Genomic DNA, 23,145 nt, shown 5'->3' with positions numbered 1-23,145 from the left:
GGACGGGTCCGGGGGGCATAACGGGAGAAACGGGCGTGCTGGAAGGTCTGATCGACCGCATACCGATGATCTTCGCGGTCGCCATCCCCGCGATCCTCGCCATCACGATGCACGAGGCGGCGCACGGATTCGTGGCGATGTGGCGCGGCGACGACACGGCGTGGCGGCTGGGCCGGGTGACGCTCAACCCGCTCCGCCACATCGACCCGTTGGGCACGGTGGTGCTGCCGGCGGTGATGTATTTCACCACAGGCTTCGTCTTCGGCTGGGCCAAGCCGGTCCCGGTGAACTTCGGGCGCCTGCATCACCCGCGCCGCGACATGGTGTGGGTGGCGCTGGCCGGGCCGGGGGTGAATTTCGTGCTGGCTCTGGTCTCCGCCATCATCTGGGGCTTCACCAGCCCGCAGGGCGGGGCGACGGAGATGTGGGTCCGCGCCGCGCTGGAGGTGTCGGTCCTGGTCAACGTCGTGCTGATGGTGTTCAACATGATCCCGCTGCCGCCGCTCGACGGCGGGCGCGTGGCGGTCGGCATCCTGCCCGACGCGCTGGCCTTCCCGCTGGCCCGTCTGGAGAAGTACGGCATGCTGATCCTGATCGGCGCCTTCTTCCTGCTGCCCTTCATCGGGCGGGAGCTCGGCATGGACCTCAGCGTCTTCTCCTGGGTGCTCGGCCCGCCGGTCGACTACATGATCGAGCTGATCCGCATCCTCAGCGGCAACTGACGGCATGGTCGGCAGGAAACCCCCGGATCGCGAGGACGAGGCCGCGGCGGTCAGCCCGGCGGAACAGCTCGTCCTCGTTCTGGACGGGTTCGAGGGGCCGCTCGACATGCTGCTGGCGCTGGGGCGCGAGCAGAAGGTGGACCTGACGAAGATCTCCATCCTCCAGCTCGCCGACCAGTATCTCGCCTTCATCGCCGAGGCACGGAAGGTGCGGCTGGAGCTGGCGGCGGACTATCTCGTCATGGCGGCGTGGCTGGCCTACCTGAAGTCCCGCCTGCTGATCCCGGAGGTCGAGGACGAGGAGCCGTCGGGCGAGGACATGGCGGCGGCGCTGGCCTTCCAGCTCCAGCGGCTGGAGGCGATGAAGGCGGCGGCGGCCAAGCTGTTCGCCCGGCCGCAGCTCGGGGTGGACCGCTTCGCCCGCGGCGCGCCGGAGGACCTCGACATCCTGCGCAAGTCGGTCTTCCAGGTCACCCTCTACGATCTGCTGAAGGCCTATGGCGAACACAGGAAGCGGCAGGAGGGCGGCGTCCTGCACATCGAGCCGGTGCGCCTCTATTCGCTGGAGGACGCGGTCCGCCGCCTGTCCGAGTTGCTGGGCCGCATGCCGGACTGGGCCACGCTGTCGAGCTTCCTGCCGGACGGCGTGCGCGGCGGCCTGCTGACCCGCTCGGCGCTGGCCGCCCACTTCGCGGCGACGCTGGAGCTGGCCAAGGCGGGGCGGGTGGAGCTTCGCCAGGACGGCGCCTTTTCCCCCATCTACGTCCGCCGGGCATCGCGCCGGCATGAGCACCAGCATGAACAGGGCGACGAGGAATGAGCGGTCCCGACGGCATGATCCAGGAGATCGACAACCCGGAGGAGGTCGAGCAGCGGCTGCGCGATCTGCGGCTGCTGGAGGCGCTGCTGTTCGCCTCCGCCGACCCGCTGGACGAGGAGACGCTGGGCCGGCGGCTGACCCGCGACGCCGACGTCCGGGCGCTGCTGGAGGAATTGCGCGTCCATTACGCGGCGCGCGGCGTGAACCTGATCCGCACCGGCGCCGGCTGGTCCTTCCGTACGGCGGTGGACCTCGCCCCGCTGCTGCGGCAGGAGGAGGAGGTCTCCAAGAAGCTGTCCCGCGCCGCCATCGAGACGCTGGCGATCATCGCCTACCACCAGCCGGTGACCCGCGCCGAGATCGAGGCGATCCGCGGCGTGGCGACCAGCAAGGGCACGCTGGACATCCTGATGGAGAACGGCTGGATCCGGCCGGGCCGCCGCCGCGAGACGCCGGGCCGCCCGCTGACCTGGATCACCACCGACCATTTCCTGGACCATTTCGGCCTGGAAACCCTGCGCGACCTGCCGGGGGTGGAAGACCTGCGCGCCGCCGGACTGCTCGATTCGCGGCCCGTGCTGCTGGGCATCGGCGGAGCCGGTCTGGAGGACGCGGAACCATCGGAAAACACTGACGATTCCGATACCTGAGCGAAACGCTCGAAAATAAGAACCATTTGCATCAGGGTCGGCGCGCCGGTACTAAGGTCAATCGACCGCCATCAAACGACCCCCGGGCCGCTTCAGACTGGGACCGCCATGGATCGTCCGTCCGTCACCGATGCCCGTTCTCTCTCCGCCGCCGGAGACGCCGTTTCCGAACCGCGCCCGGCCCGCCTGCGCACCGCGCTGCGGGACAAGGCGTCGGCCCTGTTCAGCCGCGGGACCGACCCGCGGGAGGGGGCGCCCTGCGAGGCCGCGCCGGTCACGCTGCCGGCCAACGGGCGGCATCTCGACGCCTCCGGTCCCCAGGGCGGCGGCGCCGCCATCGCGGTGGAGGCCCTGGCGCTGAACGGCGTCACCCACCGTTACGGGCGCGTCGTCGCCGTGAACGACGTCAGCGTGACCATCGGGGCGGGGGAGATCGTCTGCCTGTGCGGGCCGTCGGGCTGCGGCAAGTCCTCGCTGCTGCGCATCGCGGCGGGGCTGGAGGCGGTGCAGACCGGCTCCGTCCGGATCGGCGGCACGGTGGTGGCGGACGAACGCGGCGCGGTCCCGCCGGAACGCCGCGGCGTCGGCCTCGTCTTTCAGGATTACGCGCTGTTCCCGCATCTGTCGGTGCTCGACAACGTGCGTTTCGGCCTGACCGCCCTGTCCGGCGAGGCGCAGCGCAAGCGCGCGCTGGAGACATTGGGGCAGGTCGGCATGGCCGGCTACGCCGACTCCTTTCCGCACCACCTGTCCGGCGGCCAGCAGCAGCGCGTGGCGCTCGCCCGCGCGCTCGCCCCGAACCCGGCGGTGCTGCTTCTCGACGAACCCTTCTCGGGCCTGGACGCCCGGCTGCGCGAGCAGGTGCGCGACGAGACGCTGCATGTGCTGAAGCAGAACGGCGCGGCGACCATGCTGGTCACCCACGACCCGGAGGAGGCCATGTTCCTGGCCGACCGCATCGCGCTGATGCGCGCCGGCAAGGTCGTGCAGGTCGGCAACCCGGTGGACCTCTACACCCGCCCGGTCAACGCCTTCGCCGCCGAATTCTTCGGCGAGGTCAACCGGCTGGCGGGCGTCGTGCGGGACGGGGCGGTGGACACGCCGGTCGGTCCGATCCCCACGGAGATCGCCGACGGCACCGCCGTCGACGTGCTGATCCGCCCGGAGGCGCTGAAGCTGTCCGCCCAGCCCGCCGCCACGGTTCCCGCCGGGGACCTGCCGGTTCTGGCGCGGGTGATGGCGGCGCGCCTGCTGGGCCGCACCAGTCTGGTCCATCTCGACGTGCCGGACGGGAAGGGCGGGTCGGTGCATCTGCACTCCCGCATGCCGGGCCAGTTCCTGCCCGCCGAACAAACTCACGTTTCGGTGTGCATGGACCTGTGTCAGGCCTTCGTTTTTCCAGCCGGTGCACCCACTTAGTCGTTTGAGCGGTTTCGCCCGACCGATCGTTGCGGGAGGGGAACCTTTCTGCCATAGTGCCGCCCCGCCATTGGGCTGCCTGTTCAGGAAACGTGTGTCATGGGATTCTCCAGCGTCTGGCATTGGGTCATCGTCCTTCTGATCGTCCTGCTCCTGTTCGGCGCCGGCAAGCTGCCGAAGGTCATGGGCGACCTCGCCAAGGGCATCAAGAACTTCAAGGCCGGCCTGAAGGACGAGGAAGAGGGCGCTGCTCCCGGCGCCGATTCCAAGGTCCTGCCGAACCAGCCGGTCCCGCCGGCCCAGCCGGTGTCCTCGGTCCATCCGGTTTCGCCCGCTCCCGACTCCGGCGTGAAGAAGGACGAGACGGCCCGCACCTGACCGTCCGGCGCCCGTCATCCCCGCGCCGCTTCGAAAGGCTGAGGAGCCATGTTCGACATTGCATGGTCGGAACTGATGGTCATCGCGGTCATCGCCCTTGTGGTGATCGGCCCGAAGGACCTGCCCAAGGCCATCTACACCCTGGGAAAATGGGTGAAGAAGGCGCGCGTCGTCGCGCGCGATTTCCAGGGCCACATCGACGACATGATGCGCGAGGCGGAGCTTGACGAGCTTCGCAAGGAGGCCCTGAAGGTCCGCGACACGAACCTCCAGAAGATGGTCGAGAACACGATCGATCCGAAGGGGGATCTGAAGGGCGCCTTCGACATGGGGGCCGACCTCGGGGCCAGCGGCTATCACGGCAGCCCGCCAGAGGATGGCCCGGCCCCGACGGTCGCTTCTCCGACGGTCGCTTCTCCGACGGCCGCGTCCCCGGCGGTTGCCTCCCCGACGCCTCCCGTCGGTTCGCCGCAGGTGATGGCGGCCCAGCCGCAGCCGGCGACCGAACCGCCGGTCACGGCCCCGCTTCCCCCGGCTCCGCCCGCGGAATTCGTCCCGGCCCCGGCCCAGCCGCCGGTTCCGGCCTCCGCCGATTCCGCTGCGGCGGCAACCACGAACAAGCAGGCGTGACCCAGTGTCCGGCGAAACGCGCATGACCGGCGACTCCGACGACGAGCTCGAAGAAAGCAAGATGCCGCTGATCGACCATCTGGTCGAGCTGCGCAACCGGCTGATGTACGCGACGCTGGCGATCATCGTCGCCTTCTTCGTCTGCTACGCCTTCTCGGACCGCATCTACAACTTCCTGGTCCAGCCCCTGGCCGACATCCTGGCCGGGCAGGGGCGGCGGATGATCTACACCGGCCTGACCGAAGCCTTCTTCACCTATGTGAAGGTGGCCTTCTGGGCCGGCTGCTTCCTGTCCTTCCCCATCGTCGCCAGCCAGATCTGGATGTTCGTCGCGCCCGGCCTCTACAAGCACGAGCGCAAGGCCTTCCTGCCTTTCCTGGTGGCCACCCCGATCCTGTTCTTCCTGGGCGGGGCGATGGTCTACTACTTCATCTTTCCGCTGGCGTGGCGCTTCTTCCTGGGGTTCGAGTTCCACCCGGGGATGGACGCCGGCGCCCTGCCGATCGAGTTCGAGGCCCGCGTCAGCGAGTATCTCGGCCTCGTGATGCACCTGATCTTCGCCTTCGGTCTGGCCTTCCAGCTTCCGGTCCTGTTGACCCTGCTGATCCGCGCCGGGCTGCTGACCACGGAGACCCTGGCCGCCAAGCGGCGCTACGCCATCGTGTTCGTGTTCATCGTCGCGGCGATCCTGACCCCGCCGGACGTCATCAGCCAAGTCGGCCTCGCCATCCCGCTGCTGGCGCTCTACGAGGTGTCGATCCTGATCGGCCGCCGCATCGAGAAGACGCGCGGCGACGCGGACGAGACGGAGGCGGAGCAGGCCTAAGCCGCTCCGCCCTTACCCCGCAGGTTCATCCGGCCGCCTCGGCGACCATCACCTGATTGCGGCCGTTCCGCTTGGCCCGGTAGAGGGCCAGGTCGGCGGCGGCCAGCGCCGCGTCGAGGTCCTCGCCCCCGCGGCAGGCGGCGATGCCGATGCTGACGCTGGCGGCGATCTCGTGGCCCTGGAAGGGCAGGGGACGTGCCGCCACATCGCGGCGCAGCGCCTCCGCCAGCACCGCCGCCCCGCTGCGGTCGGTGTCGGGAAGCAGCAGGCAGAATTCCTCCCCGCCATAGCGCCCGAACAGGTCGGAGCGGCGCAGCCGTGCCGTGACGGTTTCGGAGAAAAGACGGAGCAGCGCGTCGCCGGCCAGATGGCCGAAGGTGTCGTTGACCCGCTTGAAGCGGTCGAGGTCGAGCAGCAGCAGGGTCAGCGGCGCCCCGCTGCGCTGCGACCGCGCCAACTCCCGCTCGGCGTGCTTCAGGAAGGCCCGGCGGTTGTAGGCGCCGGTCAGCGGGTCGATGGTCCCGATGCGGTCCAGATCGGCCTGAAGCCGCTCGCTGGTCATCGCGAGGAAGCCGAAGCCCCAGCCCGTGGCCGCCAGTATGGCCTCCAGGAATCCGGCGCTCTGCACCAGACTGGGCATCAGGACGCTGTCGACCGGACCGCCCCAGGCGGTCAGCGCCGCGCGTCCGGCGACGAACAGGGCGTGGGCCAGGAACAGCAGGGCGGTGACCCGCTGCGCCCGCCGCGGCCGGTCGGCCGGTCCCGTCCGCCACAGCTCCAGCGCCGCCAGCAGCGACAGGCCGGTGATTCCGGCGGACCCGACGAGGATGCGCGCCGCCACGTCGTTGGTCATCACCACGAACCACGCGTTGCCGGCGGTCAGCGCGCCGAGCAGCGCCAGCCCGCTCCGCCAGGGAATGGGCCGCCTGGCGAAGCTGCGCACGCCGAACCAGTTCAGCAGGTAGGTGGCGGCCACCAGGGCGTTGCTGAGCGGGATGACGAGGGCCGGCGGCCAGACCCCGTAGAGCATGACCAGCGCCATCCCGGCGGCTCCGGCCAGGGCTCCCCCCGCCCAGTAAGTCAGCGCGGTGATGTGGCGGTGCGCCTTCCAGGCGAGGAAGGCGGCGATGGACAGCAGAACGCCGATGCCCACCAGGACGATGACGAGGGTGCGGGTGTCGAGGATCATGTCCGGAATCGGGAGGGCGGCGAACGGTTCCGGGGTTCTGCACGCATTCCCATCCGGGGCGCCACCGACAAGTATAGGACGCCAATCATTTCAGGGTCTGTCCCATCGGCGCGGCTCCGCCACTGGACCTTCACCCGGCGGCGGACTATAACCAGCCTCCCACCCATTCCGTATCGCCGTGAGCCATGCACGACCTTCGCGCCATCCGTGAGAACCCCGAATCCTTCGACCGCGGCCTCGCCCGCCGGGGCCTTGAGCCGATGTCGCCGACGGTGCTGGACCTCGATTCGCGCCGCCGCGCCGCGCAGACCCAGCTTCAGGAGATGCAGGCGCGCCGCAACGAGGCGGCCAAGGAGATCGGCCTCGCCAAGCGGGAGGGCCGCGACGCCCAGCCGCTGATGGACGAGATGGCCCAGCTCAAGGAGCGGCTGCCCCAGGTCGAGGAGGAGGAGAAGGCGCTGGGCGCCGAGCTGGACGGCCTGCTCGCCTCCATCCCCAACCTGCCCGCCGACGACGTGCCGGAAGGCCCGGACGAGAGCGCCAACGTCGAGATCCGCCGCTGGGGCGAGCCGACGGCCATCGCGAACGCCAAGCAGCATTTCGAGCTGGGCGAAGCGCTGGGCCTGATGGATTTCGAGGCGGCGTCGCGCATGTCCGGCGCCCGCTTCACCGTCCTGAAGGGCGGGCTGGCCCGGCTGGAGCGCGCTCTGGCCGACTTCATGCTGGACATCCACACCGGCGAGCACGGCTACACCGAGATCGCGCCGCCGCTGATGGTGCGCGACAACGCCCTGTTCGGCACCGGCCAGCTTCCGAAGTTCGAGGAGGACCTGTTCCGCGCGGGCGATCACTACCTGATCCCGACCTCGGAAGTGCCGCTGACCAACCTCGTCAACGACCAGATCGTGGCGACCGAGGAGCTGCCCCACCGCTACACCGCGCTGACCCCCTGCTTCCGCGCCGAGGCCGGCTCGGCGGGGCGCGACACCCGCGGCATGATCCGCCAGCACCAGTTCTGGAAGGTCGAGATGGTCAGCGTCACCGCCCCGGACCAGTCGGAGGCGGAGCACCAGCGCATGACCCAGTGCGCCGAGACCATCCTGCAGCGGCTGGGGCTGCCCTACCGCGTGGTGACGCTGTGCACCGGCGACATGGGCTTCTCCGCGCGCAAGACCTACGACATCGAGGTCTGGCTGCCCGGCCAGAACATGTACCGCGAGATTTCGAGCTGCTCGAACTGCGGCGACTTCCAGGCGCGTCGCATGAAGGCCCGCTGCCGTCCGAAGGGCGAGAAGCAGACGCAGTTCGTCCACACGCTGAACGGCTCGGGCGTGGCGGTCGGGCGCTGCCTGATCGCGGTGCTGGAGAACTACCAGCGGCCCGACGGCTCCATCCTGGTTCCCGAAGCGCTCCGGCCCTACATGCGCGGGCTGGAAAGGATCACCGCCTGATGTTCGATCTCCCGCTCGACCTGTCGAAGGCGCGCATCCTCGTCACCAACGACGACGGCATCCACGCGCCGGGCCTGAAGGTGCTGGAGGCCATCGCGCGCTCCCTCAGCGACGACGTGTGGGTGGTGGCGCCGGAGATGGAGCAGTCGGCGGCCAGCCACTCGCTGACCATCAACCGGCCGCTGCGGCTGCGCCAGCTGGACGAGCGGCGCTTCACGGTGGACGGCACGCCGACCGACTGCGTCCTGCTGGCCGTCAACCACATCATGAAGGACGCCCGCCCGACGCTGGTCCTGTCCGGCGTCAACCAGGGCTCCAACATCGGCGAGGACGTGACCTATTCGGGCACCATCGCGGCGGCCATGGAGGCCACCCTGCTGGGCGTCCCGGCCATCGCGCTCAGCCAGCACTACGAGAACCGCGCCCAGATCGACTGGTCGGCGGCGGAGCGCTGGGGGGCGGAGGTGATCCGCAAGGCCGTCTCCACGCCCTGGCCGAAATACGTCCTGCTGAACGTGAACTTTCCGGCCTGTCCGGCGGCCCAGGTCACCGGCATCCAGGTCGTCCGCCACGGCAAGCGCAAGATCGGCGACGAGCTGGTCGAGCGTGTCGATCCGCGCGGCAAGCCCTATATCTGGATCGGGACCCTGCGCGGGGAGGCCGACGTGGCGCCCGACACGGACATCCATGTGGTCTTCCACGGCGGCATTTCGGTGACGCCGGTCTATCTGGATCTGACGCACACGCCGACGCTCCAGACCCTGCGGCACGCGTTCGAATGAGGTCGTTTCCGAGGTGAATGGGTAGGATGTGACGGTCGAGGCACGCAAGATCCGGCTTTTGATGGCGTTGCGCCGCAACGGCGTGACCGACACACGGGTTCTGGCCGCGATCGAGCGGATCCCGCGCGAACGCTTCGTCCCGGAGCCCTTCCAGGATCAGGCGTGGGAGGACACGGCCCTTCCCATCGATCTGGGCCAGACCATCAGCCAGCCGCTGATCGTGGCGCTGATGACCCAGGCGCTGGAACTGGGGGAGCGGCAGACGGTGCTGGAGATCGGCACCGGCTCCGGCTATCAGGCGGCGGTTTTGTCGCGGCTGTGCCGACGGGTCTACACCGTCGAACGGCTGCGCCCGCTCCTGACCGAGGCGGAGGCGCGATTCCAGGCTCTGCGCCTGGACAACATCACGACCCGCCACGGCGACGGGACGAAGGGCTGGCCCGAACAGGCGCCGTTCGAGCGCATACTGGTCACGGCCGCCGGAGGTCCCGAGGCGCCAAAGGACTTGACGGATCAGCTCGCCGTTGGTGGTGTCATGGTCATCCCGCTGGGGGGCGACTACCGCGGCCAGCGGGTCGTCCGCATCCGGCGGAGCGAAACCGGTCTTACACGGGAGGACTTGTGGCCCGTCCGCTTCGTACCGTTGCTGTCCGACCCTCCGTCCCCCCCCGGAACGGAATAGCCGGCCCGTTCGGCGTGACAGGACGCGCCCTCCTCGCGGCGCTGGCGGTGATCCCGCTGCTCGCCGCCTGCCAGCAGCGCACCGGCGATCTGGCGCCGGTCACCTCGGTGTCCAACACCCCGGATTCCATCGGCGGCGCGGTCATCGTGCAGCGGGGAGACTCCGCCTATTCGCTGTCGCGGCGCTACAACGTGCCGCTGCGCGACCTGCTGGAGGTCAACCACCTGTCGCCGCCCTACCAGTTGCAGGTCGGGCAGCGCCTCGTCCTGCCGGTGTCGCGTCAGTACATCGTGCAGCGCGGCGACACGCTGTACGGCATCTCCCGCATGTTCAGCGCGGACATGAGCGAGCTGACCCGCCTCAACGGGCTGACCGCGCCCTACGCCGTGCAGGCCGGGCAGCCGCTGCGCCTGCCCGGTGGCGATGCGCCGGGCGGCACCGCGGTGGCCCAGGCGCCGTCCTCCAGCGCGGGGGCCGCGGTGGGGGGCGTGGTGGCCTCGGCGCCGGTCAAGCAGGTGTCGCGCGGCTCCATCCAAGCGGCGGAGCTGCCGCCGCCGGGCGCCTCGACCCCGGCACCAGTGGAAAGAACGCCGGTGGAAAGGGCTCCTGTGGAAAGCCCGGCGCAGACCGCGACCGTCCTCGCCCCGGTGCCCGGCGCCAAGCCGGCCGCCGCGCCGGAGGCGGCGACCGGAGCGTCCGTCTATCAGCCGGGGCAGGCCCCGACCTCGCTGCGCCCGCCCGGCCAGAAGCCCGCGGTTCCGGAACCGGCCCCCGCGCCGCGTGCCGTCGAGGCCGCTCCGGCTCCACCGCCGCCGCCGGCACCGGCCCAGGAGGTCGCCGCCGCTCCGCCCCCGCCGCCGAAGGCGGTTGAGGAGGTGGCGCCGCAGCGCGCCACCGGGCGTCTGCTCTGGCCGGTGAAGGGAAAGGTGATCTCGACCTTCGGGCCGAAGCCGGACGGGCTGCACAACGACGGCCTGAACATCGCCGCCAGCAAGGGAACGACCGTGGTCGCCGCCGACAACGGCGTCGTCGCCTACGCCGGCAACGAGCTGCGCGGCTTCGGCAATCTGCTGCTGGTGAAGCATTCGGACGGCTTCATCACCGCCTACGCCCATCTCGACCGCATCGACGTGGAGCGGGGGGCGGCGGTGAAGCGCGGGCAGGCCATCGGCACGGTCGGCCAGACCGGATCGGTGACGAGCCCGCAGCTTCATTTCGAACTGCGCAAGGGCAGCCAGGCGGTCGATCCGCGCGACCGCATGGAGCCGCGGGTCAGCGAAGGGGCTTCTCCAGACGGCCAGCCAGGTCCTGGATGAACTGCCAGGCCACCCGGCCGGAGCGGCTGCCGCGGGTCACCGACCATTCCACGGCCTCGGCCCGCAGCTGCTCCGCCGGGATGTCCAGCCCGAAGCGGGCGGCGTAGCCCTCGATCATCGCGAAGTAGGTCGGCTGGTCGCAGTTGTGGAAGCCCAGCCACAGGCCGAAGCGGTCGGACAGCGACACCTTCTCCTCGACCGCCTCCGCCGGGTTGATGGCGGTGGAGCGCTCGTTCTCGATCATGTCGCGCGGCATCAGGTGGCGGCGGTTGGAGGTGGCGTAGAACACCACATTCTCCGGACGCCCCTCGATCCCGCCCTCCAGAACGGCCTTCAGCGACTTGTAGTGCGCGTCGTCGTGGTCGAAGGACAGGTCGTCGCAGAACAGGATGAAGCGGCGCGGCTCGTCCTTGAGCCGGGCGAGCAGGCGGGGCAGGGTGGGAATGTCCTCGCGGTGGATCTCCACCAGCGCCAGCGTGCCGGGATGGTCCTGGGCCACCGCGGCATGCACCGACTTGACCAGCGAGCTTTTGCCCATGCCGCGCGAGCCCCAGAGCAGCGCGTTGTTGGCCGGCAGGCCGGTGGCGAAGCGGATGGTGTTGTCCAGCAGGATGTCGCGCTGCCGCTCGACGCCGCGCAGCAGGTCGATCTCCACCCGGTTGACGGTGGGCACCGGCTCCAGCCGGTCGGGATCGGCGTGCCAGACGAAAGCGTCGGCGGCGCCGAGGTCGAGCCGGCCCGGCGGCGGCGGGGCGAGCCGTTCCAGGGCCTCGGCGATGCGGGTGAGGAGGGGCAGCAGTTGGGCGTCCGACATCGTGTTCCTTCGCAGGCGTTTCTTCCGGTTTCGTTGCGCCGACCCTAACCCGCGTCCCCGGTTGCGGACAAGGAGGCGCGCTTGCGGGGGAGACGTGCGCGCCGCTAAGGTGCGTGGAACGCGAACCGAGGGCCGGCCATGCACGCAGAACGCTCCACCGATCTCCCGAACCCGGCGGGGAGCGCCGCCCATGTCCTGCGGCGGCTGGAGGAAACGCCCCTGCGGGAGGACCCTTTCCCGCATCTGGTGGTGCCCGACGCCCTGCCGGCCGACCTCTATGCCCGCGCCGTCGCCCATTGGCCGCGGTTCGAGGCGCTGGCGCTCCTGCAGATGGACACGCTGCCCCAGCGCTATCAGATGGTGCTGACCGACCGCAACCTGAAGGCGATGGAGCCGGAGGCCGCGGCGGTCTGGCGGGAGGTCCGCGATGGCCTGTTCGGGCCGGATACCCTGAGGCGGCTGGCGCCGCGCTTCACCTCGCTCGCCGCCAAGCTGGAGGGGCCCGTCGGCGCCCGCCCGGCGACGGTCTACGCGCGGCTGGTCGAGGACCACGCGGGCCACGCCATGCTGCCCCACACCGACGTGTTCGGCACCTTCCTGTCCATGCTGCTCTACATGCCGGCGGATGGCGGCCGCCCCGATCTCGGGACGGCGCTGTACCGGCCCCGCGACCCGTCCTTCACCGCCAACGCCGGGCGGTCGACGGAGCGGTTCCCGCGCGAGGATTTCGAGCTGGCCGGCACCGCGCCCTTCCTGCCGAACCATCTGCTGGCCTACGCGCCGTCCGACCGATCCTTCCACGGGGTGGAGCCGGTGGAGGCGCCCTGCGTGCGCCGGTTCCTGCTTCTCTTTGCCGTGATGGACAGCCGCGGCCCTTGAAGCCCGGCGGGCGTACCCCTATTCCATTGCATCGACGGCCCGGACCGTTATAGTCGCCGCGTCCGCGAGCGCCCGCTGCGCCTTCGGAACCAAACCACAGGGAGCCTCCAGATGTTCGTTTCGACGGCCTATGCACAGACCGCCGCGCCCGCCGCCGGTGGGGCCGACATGATCGTGCAGTTCCTGCCGCTGATCCTGATTTTCGTCGTCTTCTATTTCCTGCTGATCCGTCCGCAGCAGAAGAAGATGAAGGAACACAAGGGCATGCTGGAGGCCATCCGTCGCGGCGACCGCGTGGTGACCGGCGGCGGCATCATCGGCACCGTCACCAAGGTCGGCCCGGAAGACGAGCTTCAGGTCGAGATCGCCGAGAACGTCCGCGTTCGCGTCATGCGCTCCACCGTGAACCTCGTGCTTTCGAAGTCCGAGCCGGCCAAGAGCGCCGACGAGAAGGCTGAAGAGAAGGTTGCGGACCGCAAGTAACGCGGTTCTCCGGTAGCGAACGGGACTGGTTTACGAATGCTGTATTTTCCGCGCTGGAAGATTTTTCTGATCGTCGCGATCTGCGTGCTCGGGACCATCCTCACGCTGCCGAATTTTTTCAGCCGCGAGACGTTGTCGGCCCTGCCGAGCTGGTACGCGCACAACCGGGTCAACCTCGGTCTCGACCTGCGCGGCGGGTCGCACCTGCTGCTCGAGGTCGACATGGGTGCGGTCATCCGTGACCGCGTCGAAGGTCTGGTCGATTCGGCGCGCACCCAGCTGCGCAACGACAATGTCGGCTACACGGCGATCAACCCGGGCGACCGCGGCATCACCGTGCAGCTCCGCGACCCGGCGCAGGCCGACACGGCGGTGCGGGCGCTCCGGCAGCTCGCCAACACCATCGGCGGCGGGCCGCTCGGTGGCGGCCAGCCGGACCTGGAGGTCACCTCCGGCGGCGGCAGCGTCACCGCCAGGCTCAGCGAGGTCGCCCTGCGCGAGCGCGCCACCCAAGCCATCGAGCAGTCCATCGAGATCGTGCGGCGCCGCATCGACGAGACCGGCGTCAACGAGCCGACCATCGCCCGCCAGGGCGCCGACCGCATCCTGGTCCAGCTTCCCGGCGTCGAGGATCCCGACCGCGTGAAGCGTCTTCTCGGCACCACCGCGAAGATGACCTTCCGTCTGGTCGACATGAACGCCGACCCGACCGCCGGACGCGCCCCTCCGGGCACCGACATCCTGCCCTCGGCGGAAGGCGGACGGGCGCAGACCGCCTACGTCATCCGCAAGAAGGTCGAGGTGGACGGCGCCAACCTGACCAACGCCACCGCGGGCAGCAACCCGCAGACCGGCGAATGGGTGGTCAATTTCGAATTCGACAGCATCGGCGCCCGCCGCTTCGCCGACGTCACCCGCGCCAACGTCGGCCGGCCCTTCGCCATCGTGCTCGACAACAAGGTCATCAGCGCTCCGGTGATCCGCGAGCCGATCACCGGCGGTCGCGGGCAGATCAGCGGCAACTTCACCGCCGCCGACGCCAACGACCTCGCCGTCCTGCTGCGCGCCGGCGCGCTGCCGGCCCCGCTGAAGGTGATCGAGGAGCGCACGGTCGGTCCCGACCTCGGCGCCGATTCGATCCGCGCCGGCCTGATGTCGGTGGGCATCGGCTTCGTGCTGGTCTGCGCCTACATGATCGCGGCCTACGGCCTGTTCGGGGCCTTCGCCTGCTTCGCCCTGCTGGTCAACACGATCCTGACGCTGGCCGCGCTGTCGTTGCTCCAGGCGACGCTGACGCTGCCGGGCATCGCCGGCATCCTGCTGTCGCTCGGTCTGGCGGTCGACGCCAACATTCTGATCAACGAGCGCATCCGCGAGGAAACGAAGAAGGGCCGCGGCGTCTTCGGCTCGGTCGAGGCCGGCTTCAGCCGCGCCTACTCCACCATCGTGGACGCCAACCTGACCACCGCCATCAAGATGGCCATCCTGTTCGTGCTGGGCACCGGCGCGATCAAGGGCTTCGCCGTCACCATCACCTTCGGCATCCTGATTTCGCTGTTCACGGCCACTGTGCTCGTGCGGCTCATCATGGTCAGTTGGCTGCGCAAGACGCGGCCGGCCGCCCTGCCGGTGTAAGAGGTCATTCCCATGTTCCGGCTTCGTCTGGTCCCTGACAACACCAACATCCAGTTCATGCGCGGGCGACACGCCGGCCTGATCGTGTCGGCGTTCCTGTCGATCGCGTCGGTGGTGCTGTTCTTCTACCCCGGCCTGAACTACGGCATCGACTTCCGCGGCGGCATCGTCATCGAGGCGCGCACGCCGCAGGCCGCCGACTTCGCCTCGCTGCGCCACACGCTGAACCAGCTCAACATGGGGCAGGTGCAGCTGCAGGAGTTCGGCTCGCCCCAGGACGTGCTGATCCGTCTGGAGCGCCAGCCGGGCGACGACGCGGCGCAGCAGGTGGCCGCCGACAAGGTGAGGGCCACGCTCGCCCAGGACATTCCCGGAACCACCGTGCGCCGCGTCGAGGCGGTCGGCGCGTCGGTCAGCGGCGAGCTGTTCTTCAACGGCATGCTGGCGCTCGGCCTCGCGCTGCTGGCGATGCTCGTCTACATCTGGTTCCGCTTCGAATGGCAGTTCGGATTCGGCGCCATCGTGACGCTGCTTCTGGACGTGACGAAGGTGGTCGGATTCTACGCGATCACCGGGATGCAGTTCAATTTGACGGCCATCGCGGCGATCCTGACGATCATGGGCTATTCGACCAACGACAAGGTCGTGGTCTACGACCGCATGCGCGAGAATCTGCGCATCTACAAGAAGATGCCGCTGCGCGAGCTGATCGACCGCTCGATCAACGAGACGCTGAACCGCACGCTCGGCACCTCCATGTCCACGCTGCTGTCGATCCTGCCGCTGGCCTTCTTCGGCGGCGAGGCGTTGCAGGATTTCGGCATCGTGCTGATCTTCGGCATTTTCCTGGCAACCTCCTCGTCCATCTTCATCGCCGCTCCCATCTTGCTGTTCCTGGGCGAGAACCGTCTGCGCCGCAACGCACCGGCGGAGAGCGCGGCCCCGGCCGCCAACCCGACGCCCTGATCGACAAGAACAGGAAACGGACCAGCTATGGCGGACATCACGCCGATCATCCCGTCGGACCGGCAGGTCATCGACGGCTACGGGGAAGGGCAGTTCTGCGTGTCCGGGCAATGGCGCACCGGGGCGGTGGTGGTCCTTCCCGACCGCACGGAGCCCTGGCGTCCTCAGGACTTCGCCGCCCTGACGGCGGAGGATTTCGCCGCCGTCATCCAGGCGGAGCCGCGGGTGGAGTTCCTGCTGCTCGGCTCCGGCACCCGGATGCAGCTTCTGCCCAAGGCCCTGCGCCAGAGCCTTCGCGACGCCGGTCTGGTGGTCGAGGTGATGGACACCGGGGCCGCCTGCCGGACCTACAACGTCCTGCTGGCCGAAGGCCGGCGGGTGGGGGCGGCGCTGCTGCCGGTGTGATCCGCCGTGCGGTCCCCCCGAACGCCCAGAGCCGAACGCCGAAACGAAAAAAGGCCCCCGATCGGGGGCCTTTTCCGTTCTGGCGATCCGGTGAAGGATCAGGCCGGAGCCTTCGACAGGCGCTCGGCCACGAACTCCCAGTTCACCAGGCTCTCCAGGAACGCCTTCACGAAGTCCGCGCGGCGGTTCTGGTAGTCGACGTAGTAGGCGTGCTCCCACACGTCGGCGGTCAGCAGCGGGAAGTGGCCCTGGGCCAGCGGGGTGTCGGCGTTGGAGGTCTTGGTGACCTTCAGCTTGCCGCCGTCGATGTACAGCCACGCCCAGCCCGAGCCGAACTGGGTGATGGCGGCGTTCGAGAACTCTTCCTTGAACTTGTCGACGCTGCCGAAGTCGGCGATCAGGCGCTTCTCGAGCTCGCCCGGGATGGCGCCGCCACCGTTCTTCTTCATGCTCTGCCAGTAGAAGGTGTGGTTCCACACCTGACCGGCGTTGTTGAAGAGGCCCTGCTTGGAGGCGTCGCCGTAGCTCTGCTTGATGACGTCTTCCAGGCTGGCGTCGGCCAGCGGGCTGTCCTTCGTCAGGTTGTTGAGGTTGGTGACGTAGGTCTGGTGGTGCTTGTCGTGGTGCAGGTGCAGCGTCTCCGACGACATGAACGGCTGCAGAGCATCATAGCCATACGGGAGCGGCGGCAGTTCGAACGCCATTGAGTTACCCTCTCTTCTTGGATTGTCCCATCTCGGCCCGCGCCTTGCGGCACGGCACCTCCGTCCGCTCAAATAGGCCCGCGGCGCGGCAAAGTGAAGGCTGGAAAAAGGCCGAGGCGCGAAAAGGTGGTAATCCTTGTGTCCAGGACCGCCCGCGCGGCGAACTCGCCGGAGCGGACCGCACCTTCGAGCGTGGCCGGAAGCCCCATGTTCGTCCAATCGCCGGCCAGAACGAGGTTTTTCAAGACGGTCCGGGGGCCGGGGCGATTCGCCGCATGGACAGGGGACTGGTCCGGAGTCGCCCGGCGCTCCTTGATGATTCGGTGCGGCGGCAGGGCCATGCCGGGCGTGCCGAGCGCCCTTGCCACGTCGCGCCACAGGGTGGCGGCGACCGCTTCGGCGCGCTGGGAAGCGAGCGCATCGGCGTCGCTGACCGTCACCGACAGCACGTCGCCGCGCCGGAACAGCCAATCCGCCGTGCCGCCCACCATCCCAAGGAAGGGCAGGCCACCCGGCAGGTCCATCGGGGTGGGCAGGCGGAAATGGGCGTTGACGATGGCCCGCCCGGCCGCGGGGGCGGCGATGGAGGTGCCCAGCGCCTCGGGAAGCAGGCGCCCGGCGATCCAAGCCGGCACCGCCAGGACCACCGCGTCGTCGCTGCCGAGCGCGATGCGCTTCCCGTCGACCGACAGGACGGCGACACGATCACCTCCGCGCTCCAGCCCGTCCACCCGGACCCCGGTGCGCAGGTCGGCGCCGTGCCGCTCCAGCCAGGCCACCGCGGGATCGACCAGGGCGGCGGACAGGCCCTTCTCCGCGAACAGGGGCCGGCAGGCGGCCGCGCCGCGCAGCAGCGTTTCCCGCAGAACGGCCCCGAACAGGCGGGCGGACACCCGCTCCGGCGCCCCGTTCATCACCGACACGGCCAGCGGGCGCCACAGGCGTTCGTAGAGCGGCCCGCCAGGGGGCAGGGCGTCGGCCACCGCCGCCTCGGGGCGGGCGGTCAGCGTCCGCAGGGCGGCGAGGTAATCGGCGGGGCGGCTTCCCGGCACACGGCGCGCCTTGTCGAACAGCCACAGCCCGCCGGGCCGCAGGCACCAGCGCTCGCCGCTGTTGAGGTCGAGAAAAGGAAAGGCGGCGGGGCGCAGTTCGGTCAGGGCGCCGCGGGCGCCGACCCTCTCCAGATAGCCGAGCAGGGAGCGGTTGCCGCTGAGCGCCAGATGGCTGCCGTTGTCCACCACGCGGTCCAGCGTGGCGTCGTAGAAGGAGCGGCAACGTCCGCCGGCCTGCGGCGCGCTCTCATGGAGGATGACCCGCCGCCCGGCCTCGGTCAGGCGGACGGCGGCGGACAGGCCGGCGAGGCCGGCGCCGACGATGTGGACGGTGCCCAACCCGGCCCGTCAGGCGGCGGGCGGATAGCCGAGCGCGCAGCGCACGGCCACCAGGGCGCATTCACGCTTGCCGACCCGCACCCGACGGTCGAGATCGCGCCAGCCGCGCGCGCGCAGCCGCACCAGCAGCCGGTGGTACAGCACCATCATGGCGACCGCCGCCCACAGCGAGCCGCGCCGCCCGGCGGCCTGCCCCTCGGCCAGCGCGCGGCGCGCCTCGGCGAAGCGTTCCTCGGCCAGGACGGCGAGCGCCTCGCAGGTTTGCGGCAGGTTGGGATGGGCGAGCACCGTGGCGGGGTCGGAGCTGCCGATGCCGGCGTCGTCGAGCAACTCACGCGGCAGGTAGAGCCGCCTGATCTCGGCGTCCTCCGTCAGATCGCGCAGGATGTTGGTCAGCTGCAACGCCTCGCCCAGCGCCAGCGCGAAGGCCTCGGTGGAGGCGTCGGCCCGGTCGAACACGCGAATCGCCAGCATGCCAACCGCGCCGGCGACGCGCCGGCAATAGAGCCGGAGAGTCGGCAGCGCCGGGCCGGTCATGCCGCCGCTGGCGTTGCCGTCGGTGCCGCCGTCCGCCGGGATGTCCATCGCCATGCCGTCGATCAGCGCCTCCAGTTCGCCCCGCGGCAGGCCGTAGCGCTCGATGGCGCCCTTCAACGCCGCGCCCAGCGAGCTGGATGGCGCGCCGCCGGCGTAGAGGCCGCGGATCTCGGTCCTCCAGGCGTCGAGGGCCGCGCGCTTCTCCGCGGGCTCACCCGGCTCGTCCGCGATGTCGTCGATTCGCCGGCAGAAGGCGTAGATGGCGAACATCGCCGCCCGTTTGGAGCGGGGGAGAAGCAGCATCGGCCAGTAGAAGGTGCTTCCCGACCGCCCGGTCACCGCCGCCGCCGCGGCAGCCGGGCTGCCGGCGGTGTCGCTCTGCGTCGAATCCAGCGATGGCTGCGGCATACGTCGGTCCTGCGTGGTGTCGGTCGAAGAGGCCGGAGTCTATTTGCTCCCGATGGCGCGCGCCAGCCCGCGTGCGGTGGCGAACAGCTTGTGATGCGTGCCGAGCACCACCCGCTTCTTCAGCGGGTCGCGGCTGCGCAGCCGTTGCGCCAGCGACTCGGCGAGGCTGAGGATCACCGACGCCTCCATCCGCAACCCGCGGTGCTGGATCAGGCCGGGCAGGGGGGCGGCGCGCTCCAGCAGCCGGTCGGTGTGCTCCAGCGTGCGGTCGAAGATGGCGCGCAGCTTGGCGTCGCTCTCCGTTTCCACCAGCCGCTCGACGCTGATCGCCGAATCGTCGAACCAGACCAGCGGGATGTAGCAGCGCCCGAGCTGGCTCCAGTCCTCCCGGCAGTCCTGGAGGTGGTTCAGCACCTGCAGGGCGGTGCACAGCGCGTCCGACGCCGGCCCGGCGGCCACGCCTTCGCCATGCAGGTCCAGCAGGTAGCGCCCGACCGGGTTGGCGGAGAAGCGGCAGTAGAGCAGCAGGTCGCTCCAGCTGTGGCAGCGCGCGCCCACCGCGTCGCGCCGGAAGGCGCGCAGGACCTGCCGGGGGTGGCGGTCGCTGACCCCGGTCGCCTGCAGGCTGGCGCGCAGGTCCAGCGCCGGCTTCAGATAGGCGTGCTTGGCCTGCCCGGTGGTCAGAGAGCGTTCCAGCGCCTCCAGATAGGCGAGCTTGGTCTCCGGTTCGAGATCGGGATCGTCGGCGATGTCGTCGCCCAGCCGGACGAACCGGTAGAAGGCCATGACATGCGGCCGGAGATGCTTCGGCAGCAGGCGCGAGGCGACCGGAAAATTCTCCGAGTCCGCATCTTTGCGGGCGACCGGGCTGGGTTTGCGGGGCTTGGTGGGGGCGATGTTGAAATCGGCCATTGTTCCGCCTGCTGCGCGTCGGGGCTGGTGTGGAGAGCCTGTCTGCCTAATATAAGGCGCGAGCGGGTTTTGCCCCGCTTCCAAACTGTGCCACCCCCATTTTTCCAGAACAGGCATCACATGGCGAAGGCGACCCCCGACCTGTCCTATTGCGGACGGGAGGTGAGGAAATATGACAACGACCGTTTCCTGACGTGCCTTTTCGCCCCGGCGGAACGCCGCGAATCGCTGTTCGCCCTCTACGCCTTCAACCTGGAGATCGCCAAGACCCGCGAGGTGGTGACCGAACCGGTTCTGGGTCAGATGCGGCTGCAATTCTGGCGCGACGGGCTCGACAAGGTCTATGAGGGCGGCGCGGTGCCCAAGCACGCGGTGATGGAGCCGCTGGCCGCCGCCGTCCGGGAGGGCGGGCTGAGCCGCGCCCTGTTCGACCGGCTGATCGACGCGCGGGAGGCCGATCTCGACGACACACCGCCGGCCAACCTGTCCTGCCTCGTCAATTACGCGGAGGTCACCGGCGCGCCGCTCGTCCAGCTCGCGCTGGAGATCCTCGGTGCGAAGGGGCCCGAGGCCGCCGAGGCGGGTCGTCAGGCCGGGATCGGCTACGCGCTGGCCGGTATCGTTCGGGCGGTGCCCTTCCACGCCCGCCAGCACCGCCAGCTGCTCCCCGCCGACCGCATGGCGGCGCACGGCGCCAAGCAGGGCGACCTGTTCGAGCTGCGCTCCACCCCCGAGCTGCGTCCGGTGGTGCGCGAGGTGGCGGAGGCCGCCCGCGACCATCTGGCGAAGGCCCGCGCGCTCCATCGCTCCGTGCCGCGTGCCGCCCTGCCGGCGCTGCTGCCGGCGGTGCTGGCCGGGCTGCATCTGGACGCGCTGGCGCGGGAGGGCAACGACCCCTTCGCCGCGCGCGTGCTGATGCCCCACCCGCTGCGCCACGCCAAGCTGGCCTGGGCGGCGCTGCGCGGGCGGTTCTGACCTTCCTGGATCAGCCGGCCCCGGATCAGCCGGCCCCGGATCAGGCGGCGCGGATCATCGCCACGAACCGTTCCACCTCCTGGCGAAGCTGGTCGGCCTCCCGCGACAGGTCACCGGCGGCGCCGAGCGCCTGATCGGCCATCGCGCCAGTGGACCCCGCCGCCTGGGTCACCCCGCCGATGTTGGCGGACACGGCGGCGGTGCCCATCGACGCCTGCTGGACGTTGCGGCTGATCTCCTGGGTGGCGGCGCCCTGCTGCTCCGCGGCGGCGGCGATGGCGGTGATCGTCTCGTTGATGGCGATGATGCTCCGCCCCACCGTCCCGATGACGCTGACCACCGTGCCGCTGACGGTCTGCATGTCGGCGATCTGCCGGGAAATGTCCTCCGTCGCCTTGGCGGTCTGGTTGGCGAGATTCTTCACCTCGCTCGCCACGACGGCGAAGCCCTTGCCGGCCTCGCCGGCGCGGGCGGCCTCGATGGTCGCGTTGAGCGCCAGAAGGTTGGTCTGCCCGGCGATGCCCTGGATCAGGTTCACCACGTCGCCGATCTTCTGCGCGGCGGCGGACAGCCCTTCCAGCGTGGCGTTGGTGCGCTCCACCTCGGCCACCGCCTCGGCGGCCATCTGGGAGGACCGGCCGATCCGCTCGTTGATCTCGCGGATGGAGCAGCTCAGCTCCTCCGCGGCGGCGGCCACGGTCTGGACGTTCTGGCTCGCCTCCTCGGCGGCGGTGGACACCGCGGCGGCCTGACGGTCGGTCTGGGTGGCGATGGCCGACAGGTTCTGCGCGGTGCTGCGCATCTCGCCGGCCTGCTCCGACACGGTGCGCACGACGCCGCCCACCGACGCCTCGAACCGGCTGGCGACGTCGGCGAGGTCTTGCCTGCGGCGCTCGGCGGCGCGCTGCTCCTCGCGGCGGCGTTCCTCCTCCAGCTCCGCCATGCGGGTGGCGTTGTCCTGGAAGAGCTTCAGGGCCTTGTTGATGGCGCCGATCTCGTCGGCGCGGCCGGTGTCCGTGATGATGACGCCACGGTCCCCCGCGACCACGGCGTCCAGCGTTGCGATGGTGCGGCGCAACGGCAGGCCGACGATGCTGCGGCTGGCGAACAGAAGCGCCGCCACCAGGGCGGCCAGCAGGACCAGCCCGCCGGAAATGGTGGCGTTGCGCAGGTCCCGGACCGGCTCGTTGATCTTGTCGAGCGGCAGGTTGACCAGCAGGGACCAGGGCGTGTCCGTTCCGGTAACCCTCACCGGCAGGAACAGCTGCTTCACGGGCTGCCCGAAGGCGACCGACATCTGCTCGAAGCCCCGGCCCGCGCGGATGGCCGGTTTGGCGGCGTCAAGCGCCGGGTCCGATTTGCCGATCGGTTGCCCCATCTGCTCGGAATCGGGATGGCCGGCCCAGACGCCGTCGTTGGAAATCAGCTGGATGGACCCGCTGTCGAAGGGCTTCACCGTCTTCAGCATGGACCAGATGCCGTCGGTGGACAGATCCACGCCGGCAACCCCGATGACCCGGCCGTTTTCGACGATCGGGACGGACATGGACACCATCAGCACCTTCCGGCCGGCGACCGTGTAGCTGTAGGGCTCCACCACCATGGCCTGCCCGGTGCGCTTCGGGATCTGATAATAGGCGCCGTCGGAACCCGGATCGTCATACCCGACGAGGGATTCCAGCGCGACCGTCCCCGACCCGCGATTCCAGTAGGGAAGGAACCGGCCGGACGCGTCGGTGCCTGGCTTGTTGGCGAACTCCGCGTCGCGGCCGTCCAGGGCGTTCGGCTCCATCCCCACCCACACGCCGAGGAACTCCGGGTTGGCCTCGGCAATGCTCTTGAGCCAGGTGGAGAGCTGCTCCCGGTCGGCACGGCCCGCGGCCTTCAGACCGACCAGGGAGGTCGCGATGAAGCGGCCGGCCTCCATCGCGTTGCCCAGCCGGGCGTGCACCATCTCGCCGTAGCGGTGGCCAAGTTGCTCCCCGCTCTGGAAGGCCAGAGTTTCGATGTCCGACCCGCTCTTGGTCGTCAGGGCCGCAATTCCCACCGCCAGGGAAATGATCGTCACCGTCACGATGACGATCACCTGTTTGGCAACCAATGATTTTGTTCTAATCATAACCATCCCGTTGGAACACTTTCTCGCTCATTCGAAAGAAAGTGTTCCATGG

24 protein-coding genes are annotated in these 23,145 nt (G+C 69.8%); 17 read left to right on the top strand and 7 right to left on the bottom strand.

All coding sequences use genetic code 11. The annotated features are described in order from the left end of the window. The first annotated feature begins 35 nt into the window (after positions 1-35). From TSH58p_RS22630 to tatC, 7 genes are all read left to right on the top strand, one after another. Entirely contained in the window at positions 36-722 is a 687-nt protein-coding gene (locus tag TSH58p_RS22630; protein ID WP_109072618.1) for a site-2 protease family protein, read from the top strand. Positions 723-726: 4 nt separating this feature from the next. Next, entirely contained in the window at positions 727-1,542 is an 816-nt protein-coding gene (locus tag TSH58p_RS22625; protein WP_109072619.1) for a ScpA family protein, read from the top strand. Beyond that, positions 1,539-2,192 carry an SMC-Scp complex subunit ScpB gene (gene scpB, locus TSH58p_RS22620; RefSeq protein ID WP_109072620.1) on the top strand — a complete coding sequence of 218 codons (654 nt, stop codon included), beginning with the start codon at positions 1,539-1,541 and terminating at the stop codon, positions 2,190-2,192. The genes TSH58p_RS22625 and scpB overlap by 4 nt, the downstream gene beginning before the upstream one ends. Before the next feature lie 108 nt (positions 2,193-2,300). Further along, on the top strand, positions 2,301-3,611 hold the full coding sequence (locus TSH58p_RS22615; RefSeq protein ID WP_109072621.1) for an ABC transporter ATP-binding protein: 1,311 nt from the start codon (positions 2,301-2,303) through the stop codon (positions 3,609-3,611). 99 nt (positions 3,612-3,710) lie between these two features. Continuing rightward, a complete protein-coding gene (locus tag TSH58p_RS22610; RefSeq protein ID WP_109072622.1) occupies positions 3,711-3,989 on the top strand; it encodes a twin-arginine translocase TatA/TatE family subunit in 279 nt (92 codons plus the stop codon). A gap of 48 nt (positions 3,990-4,037) precedes the next feature. Further along, the gene (tatB, locus tag TSH58p_RS22605) at positions 4,038-4,619 is read left to right on the top strand and encodes a Sec-independent protein translocase protein TatB (RefSeq protein WP_109072623.1); all 582 of its coding nucleotides are present in this window, start codon (positions 4,038-4,040) and stop codon (positions 4,617-4,619) included. 22 nt (positions 4,620-4,641) lie between these two features. Continuing rightward, positions 4,642-5,445, top strand: coding sequence for a twin-arginine translocase subunit TatC (gene tatC / locus TSH58p_RS22600; protein WP_109072624.1), 804 nt, complete (start codon positions 4,642-4,644; stop codon positions 5,443-5,445). Between the two features lie 25 nt (positions 5,446-5,470). On the opposite strand, the gene TSH58p_RS22595 is transcribed toward tatC, so the two are convergent. Next, complete coding sequence (locus tag TSH58p_RS22595; RefSeq protein WP_109072625.1) at positions 5,471-6,634, bottom strand: GGDEF domain-containing protein; 1,164 nt, start codon at positions 6,632-6,634, stop codon at positions 5,471-5,473. A gap of 185 nt (positions 6,635-6,819) precedes the next feature. On the opposite strand from TSH58p_RS22595, the gene serS reads away from it, so the two are divergent. The 4 genes from serS to TSH58p_RS22575 are packed head-to-tail and all read left to right on the top strand — an operon-like array spanning position 6,820 to position 10,865. Then, the gene (gene serS / locus TSH58p_RS22590; RefSeq protein ID WP_109072626.1) at positions 6,820-8,085 is read left to right on the top strand and encodes a serine--tRNA ligase; all 1,266 of its coding nucleotides are present in this window, start codon (positions 6,820-6,822) and stop codon (positions 8,083-8,085) included. Continuing rightward, a complete protein-coding gene (gene surE / locus TSH58p_RS22585; RefSeq protein WP_109072627.1) occupies positions 8,085-8,867 on the top strand; it encodes a 5'/3'-nucleotidase SurE in 783 nt (260 codons plus the stop codon). The genes serS and surE overlap by 1 nt, the downstream gene beginning before the upstream one ends. A gap of 28 nt (positions 8,868-8,895) precedes the next feature. Beyond that, the gene (locus TSH58p_RS22580; RefSeq protein ID WP_109072628.1) at positions 8,896-9,549 is read left to right on the top strand and encodes a protein-L-isoaspartate(D-aspartate) O-methyltransferase; all 654 of its coding nucleotides are present in this window, start codon (positions 8,896-8,898) and stop codon (positions 9,547-9,549) included. Between the two features lie 14 nt (positions 9,550-9,563). After that, the gene (locus TSH58p_RS22575; RefSeq protein ID WP_247874296.1) at positions 9,564-10,865 is read left to right on the top strand and encodes a LysM peptidoglycan-binding domain-containing M23 family metallopeptidase; all 1,302 of its coding nucleotides are present in this window, start codon (positions 9,564-9,566) and stop codon (positions 10,863-10,865) included. On the opposite strand, the gene TSH58p_RS22570 is transcribed toward TSH58p_RS22575, so the two are convergent. After that, positions 10,822-11,679, bottom strand: coding sequence for an ATP-binding protein (locus TSH58p_RS22570; RefSeq protein WP_109072629.1), 858 nt, complete (start codon positions 11,677-11,679; stop codon positions 10,822-10,824). The two genes, TSH58p_RS22575 and TSH58p_RS22570, sit on opposite strands and share 44 nt — an antisense overlap. A gap of 138 nt (positions 11,680-11,817) precedes the next feature. Here TSH58p_RS22570 and TSH58p_RS22565 point away from each other — a divergent pair, with 138 nt between their 5' ends. The 5 genes from TSH58p_RS22565 to TSH58p_RS22550 all read left to right on the top strand — a co-directional run bounded on the left by TSH58p_RS22565 (position 11,818) and on the right by TSH58p_RS22550 (position 16,047). Next, on the top strand, positions 11,818-12,558 hold the full coding sequence (locus TSH58p_RS22565; RefSeq protein ID WP_109072630.1) for a hypothetical protein: 741 nt from the start codon (positions 11,818-11,820) through the stop codon (positions 12,556-12,558). A 111-nt stretch (positions 12,559-12,669) separates the two neighbouring features. After that, positions 12,670-13,041: a preprotein translocase subunit YajC gene (gene yajC, locus TSH58p_RS22560; RefSeq protein WP_094302412.1), complete on the top strand. Its 372-nt coding sequence runs from the start codon at positions 12,670-12,672 to the stop codon at positions 13,039-13,041. Between the two features lie 36 nt (positions 13,042-13,077). Next, entirely contained in the window at positions 13,078-14,676 is a 1,599-nt protein-coding gene (secD, locus tag TSH58p_RS34225; protein ID WP_109072631.1) for a protein translocase subunit SecD, read from the top strand. 12 nt (positions 14,677-14,688) lie between these two features. Then, positions 14,689-15,642: a protein translocase subunit SecF gene (secF, locus tag TSH58p_RS34220; RefSeq protein ID WP_109072632.1), complete on the top strand. Its 954-nt coding sequence runs from the start codon at positions 14,689-14,691 to the stop codon at positions 15,640-15,642. Between the two features lie 27 nt (positions 15,643-15,669). After that, positions 15,670-16,047 carry an Mth938-like domain-containing protein gene (locus TSH58p_RS22550; RefSeq protein WP_109072633.1) on the top strand — a complete coding sequence of 126 codons (378 nt, stop codon included), beginning with the start codon at positions 15,670-15,672 and terminating at the stop codon, positions 16,045-16,047. 98 nt (positions 16,048-16,145) lie between these two features. Here the strand turns inward: TSH58p_RS22550 and TSH58p_RS22545 are convergent, their stop codons facing one another. From TSH58p_RS22545 to TSH58p_RS22530, 4 genes are all read right to left on the bottom strand, one after another. Further along, a complete protein-coding gene (locus tag TSH58p_RS22545; protein WP_014197280.1) occupies positions 16,146-16,751 on the bottom strand; it encodes a superoxide dismutase in 606 nt (201 codons plus the stop codon). Positions 16,752-16,819: 68 nt separating this feature from the next. Further along, positions 16,820-18,142, bottom strand: coding sequence for a hydroxysqualene dehydroxylase HpnE (gene hpnE / locus TSH58p_RS22540; RefSeq protein WP_109072634.1), 1,323 nt, complete (start codon positions 18,140-18,142; stop codon positions 16,820-16,822). Between the two features lie 9 nt (positions 18,143-18,151). Continuing rightward, the gene (locus TSH58p_RS22535) at positions 18,152-19,087 is read right to left on the bottom strand and encodes a squalene/phytoene synthase family protein (protein ID WP_109072635.1); all 936 of its coding nucleotides are present in this window, start codon (positions 19,085-19,087) and stop codon (positions 18,152-18,154) included. Positions 19,088-19,126: 39 nt separating this feature from the next. Next, positions 19,127-19,999 carry a squalene/phytoene synthase family protein gene (locus TSH58p_RS22530; protein ID WP_109072636.1) on the bottom strand — a complete coding sequence of 291 codons (873 nt, stop codon included), beginning with the start codon at positions 19,997-19,999 and terminating at the stop codon, positions 19,127-19,129. Positions 20,000-20,119: 120 nt separating this feature from the next. On the opposite strand from TSH58p_RS22530, the gene TSH58p_RS22525 reads away from it, so the two are divergent. Continuing rightward, the gene (locus TSH58p_RS22525) at positions 20,120-20,974 is read left to right on the top strand and encodes a phytoene/squalene synthase family protein (RefSeq protein ID WP_109072637.1); all 855 of its coding nucleotides are present in this window, start codon (positions 20,120-20,122) and stop codon (positions 20,972-20,974) included. 40 nt (positions 20,975-21,014) lie between these two features. Here the strand turns inward: TSH58p_RS22525 and TSH58p_RS22520 are convergent, their stop codons facing one another. Further along, complete coding sequence (locus TSH58p_RS22520; protein WP_247874297.1) at positions 21,015-23,075, bottom strand: methyl-accepting chemotaxis protein; 2,061 nt, start codon at positions 23,073-23,075, stop codon at positions 21,015-21,017. Between the last annotated feature and the right edge of the window lie 70 nt (positions 23,076-23,145).

The sequence above is a fragment of the Azospirillum sp. TSH58 genome, assembly GCF_003119115.1.
Lineage (GTDB): Bacteria > Pseudomonadota > Alphaproteobacteria > Azospirillales > Azospirillaceae > Azospirillum.
The sequence above is the reverse complement of the archived record's forward strand: the minus strand, read 5'-3'. Positions and strand labels throughout refer to the sequence as shown.

Excerpts from the sequence above, each read along its gene's own strand:
- TSH58p_RS22625 (WP_109072619.1), top strand. The coding sequence starts at position 727 with ATGGTCGGCAGGAAACCCCCGGATCGCGAGGACGAGGCCGCGGCGGTC.
- scpB (WP_109072620.1), top strand. The coding sequence starts at position 1,539 with ATGAGCGGTCCCGACGGCATGATCCAGGAGATCGACAACCCGGAGGAG.
- TSH58p_RS22615 (WP_109072621.1), top strand. The coding sequence starts at position 2,301 with ATGGATCGTCCGTCCGTCACCGATGCCCGTTCTCTCTCCGCCGCCGGA.
- TSH58p_RS22610 (WP_109072622.1), top strand. The coding sequence starts at position 3,711 with ATGGGATTCTCCAGCGTCTGGCATTGGGTCATCGTCCTTCTGATCGTC.
- tatB (WP_109072623.1), top strand. The coding sequence starts at position 4,038 with ATGTTCGACATTGCATGGTCGGAACTGATGGTCATCGCGGTCATCGCC.
- tatC (WP_109072624.1), top strand. The coding sequence starts at position 4,642 with ATGACCGGCGACTCCGACGACGAGCTCGAAGAAAGCAAGATGCCGCTG.
- TSH58p_RS22595 (WP_109072625.1), bottom strand. The coding sequence starts at position 6,634 with ATGATCCTCGACACCCGCACCCTCGTCATCGTCCTGGTGGGCATCGGC.
- serS (WP_109072626.1), top strand. The coding sequence starts at position 6,820 with ATGCACGACCTTCGCGCCATCCGTGAGAACCCCGAATCCTTCGACCGC.
- surE (WP_109072627.1), top strand. The coding sequence starts at position 8,085 with ATGTTCGATCTCCCGCTCGACCTGTCGAAGGCGCGCATCCTCGTCACC.
- TSH58p_RS22570 (WP_109072629.1), bottom strand. The coding sequence starts at position 11,679 with ATGTCGGACGCCCAACTGCTGCCCCTCCTCACCCGCATCGCCGAGGCC.
- TSH58p_RS22565 (WP_109072630.1), top strand. The coding sequence starts at position 11,818 with ATGCACGCAGAACGCTCCACCGATCTCCCGAACCCGGCGGGGAGCGCC.
- yajC (WP_094302412.1), top strand. The coding sequence starts at position 12,670 with ATGTTCGTTTCGACGGCCTATGCACAGACCGCCGCGCCCGCCGCCGGT.
- secD (WP_109072631.1), top strand. The coding sequence starts at position 13,078 with ATGCTGTATTTTCCGCGCTGGAAGATTTTTCTGATCGTCGCGATCTGC.
- secF (WP_109072632.1), top strand. The coding sequence starts at position 14,689 with ATGTTCCGGCTTCGTCTGGTCCCTGACAACACCAACATCCAGTTCATG.
- TSH58p_RS22550 (WP_109072633.1), top strand. The coding sequence starts at position 15,670 with ATGGCGGACATCACGCCGATCATCCCGTCGGACCGGCAGGTCATCGAC.
- TSH58p_RS22545 (WP_014197280.1), bottom strand. The coding sequence starts at position 16,751 with ATGGCGTTCGAACTGCCGCCGCTCCCGTATGGCTATGATGCTCTGCAG.
- TSH58p_RS22535 (WP_109072635.1), bottom strand. The coding sequence starts at position 19,087 with ATGCCGCAGCCATCGCTGGATTCGACGCAGAGCGACACCGCCGGCAGC.
- TSH58p_RS22530 (WP_109072636.1), bottom strand. The coding sequence starts at position 19,999 with ATGGCCGATTTCAACATCGCCCCCACCAAGCCCCGCAAACCCAGCCCG.
- TSH58p_RS22525 (WP_109072637.1), top strand. The coding sequence starts at position 20,120 with ATGGCGAAGGCGACCCCCGACCTGTCCTATTGCGGACGGGAGGTGAGG.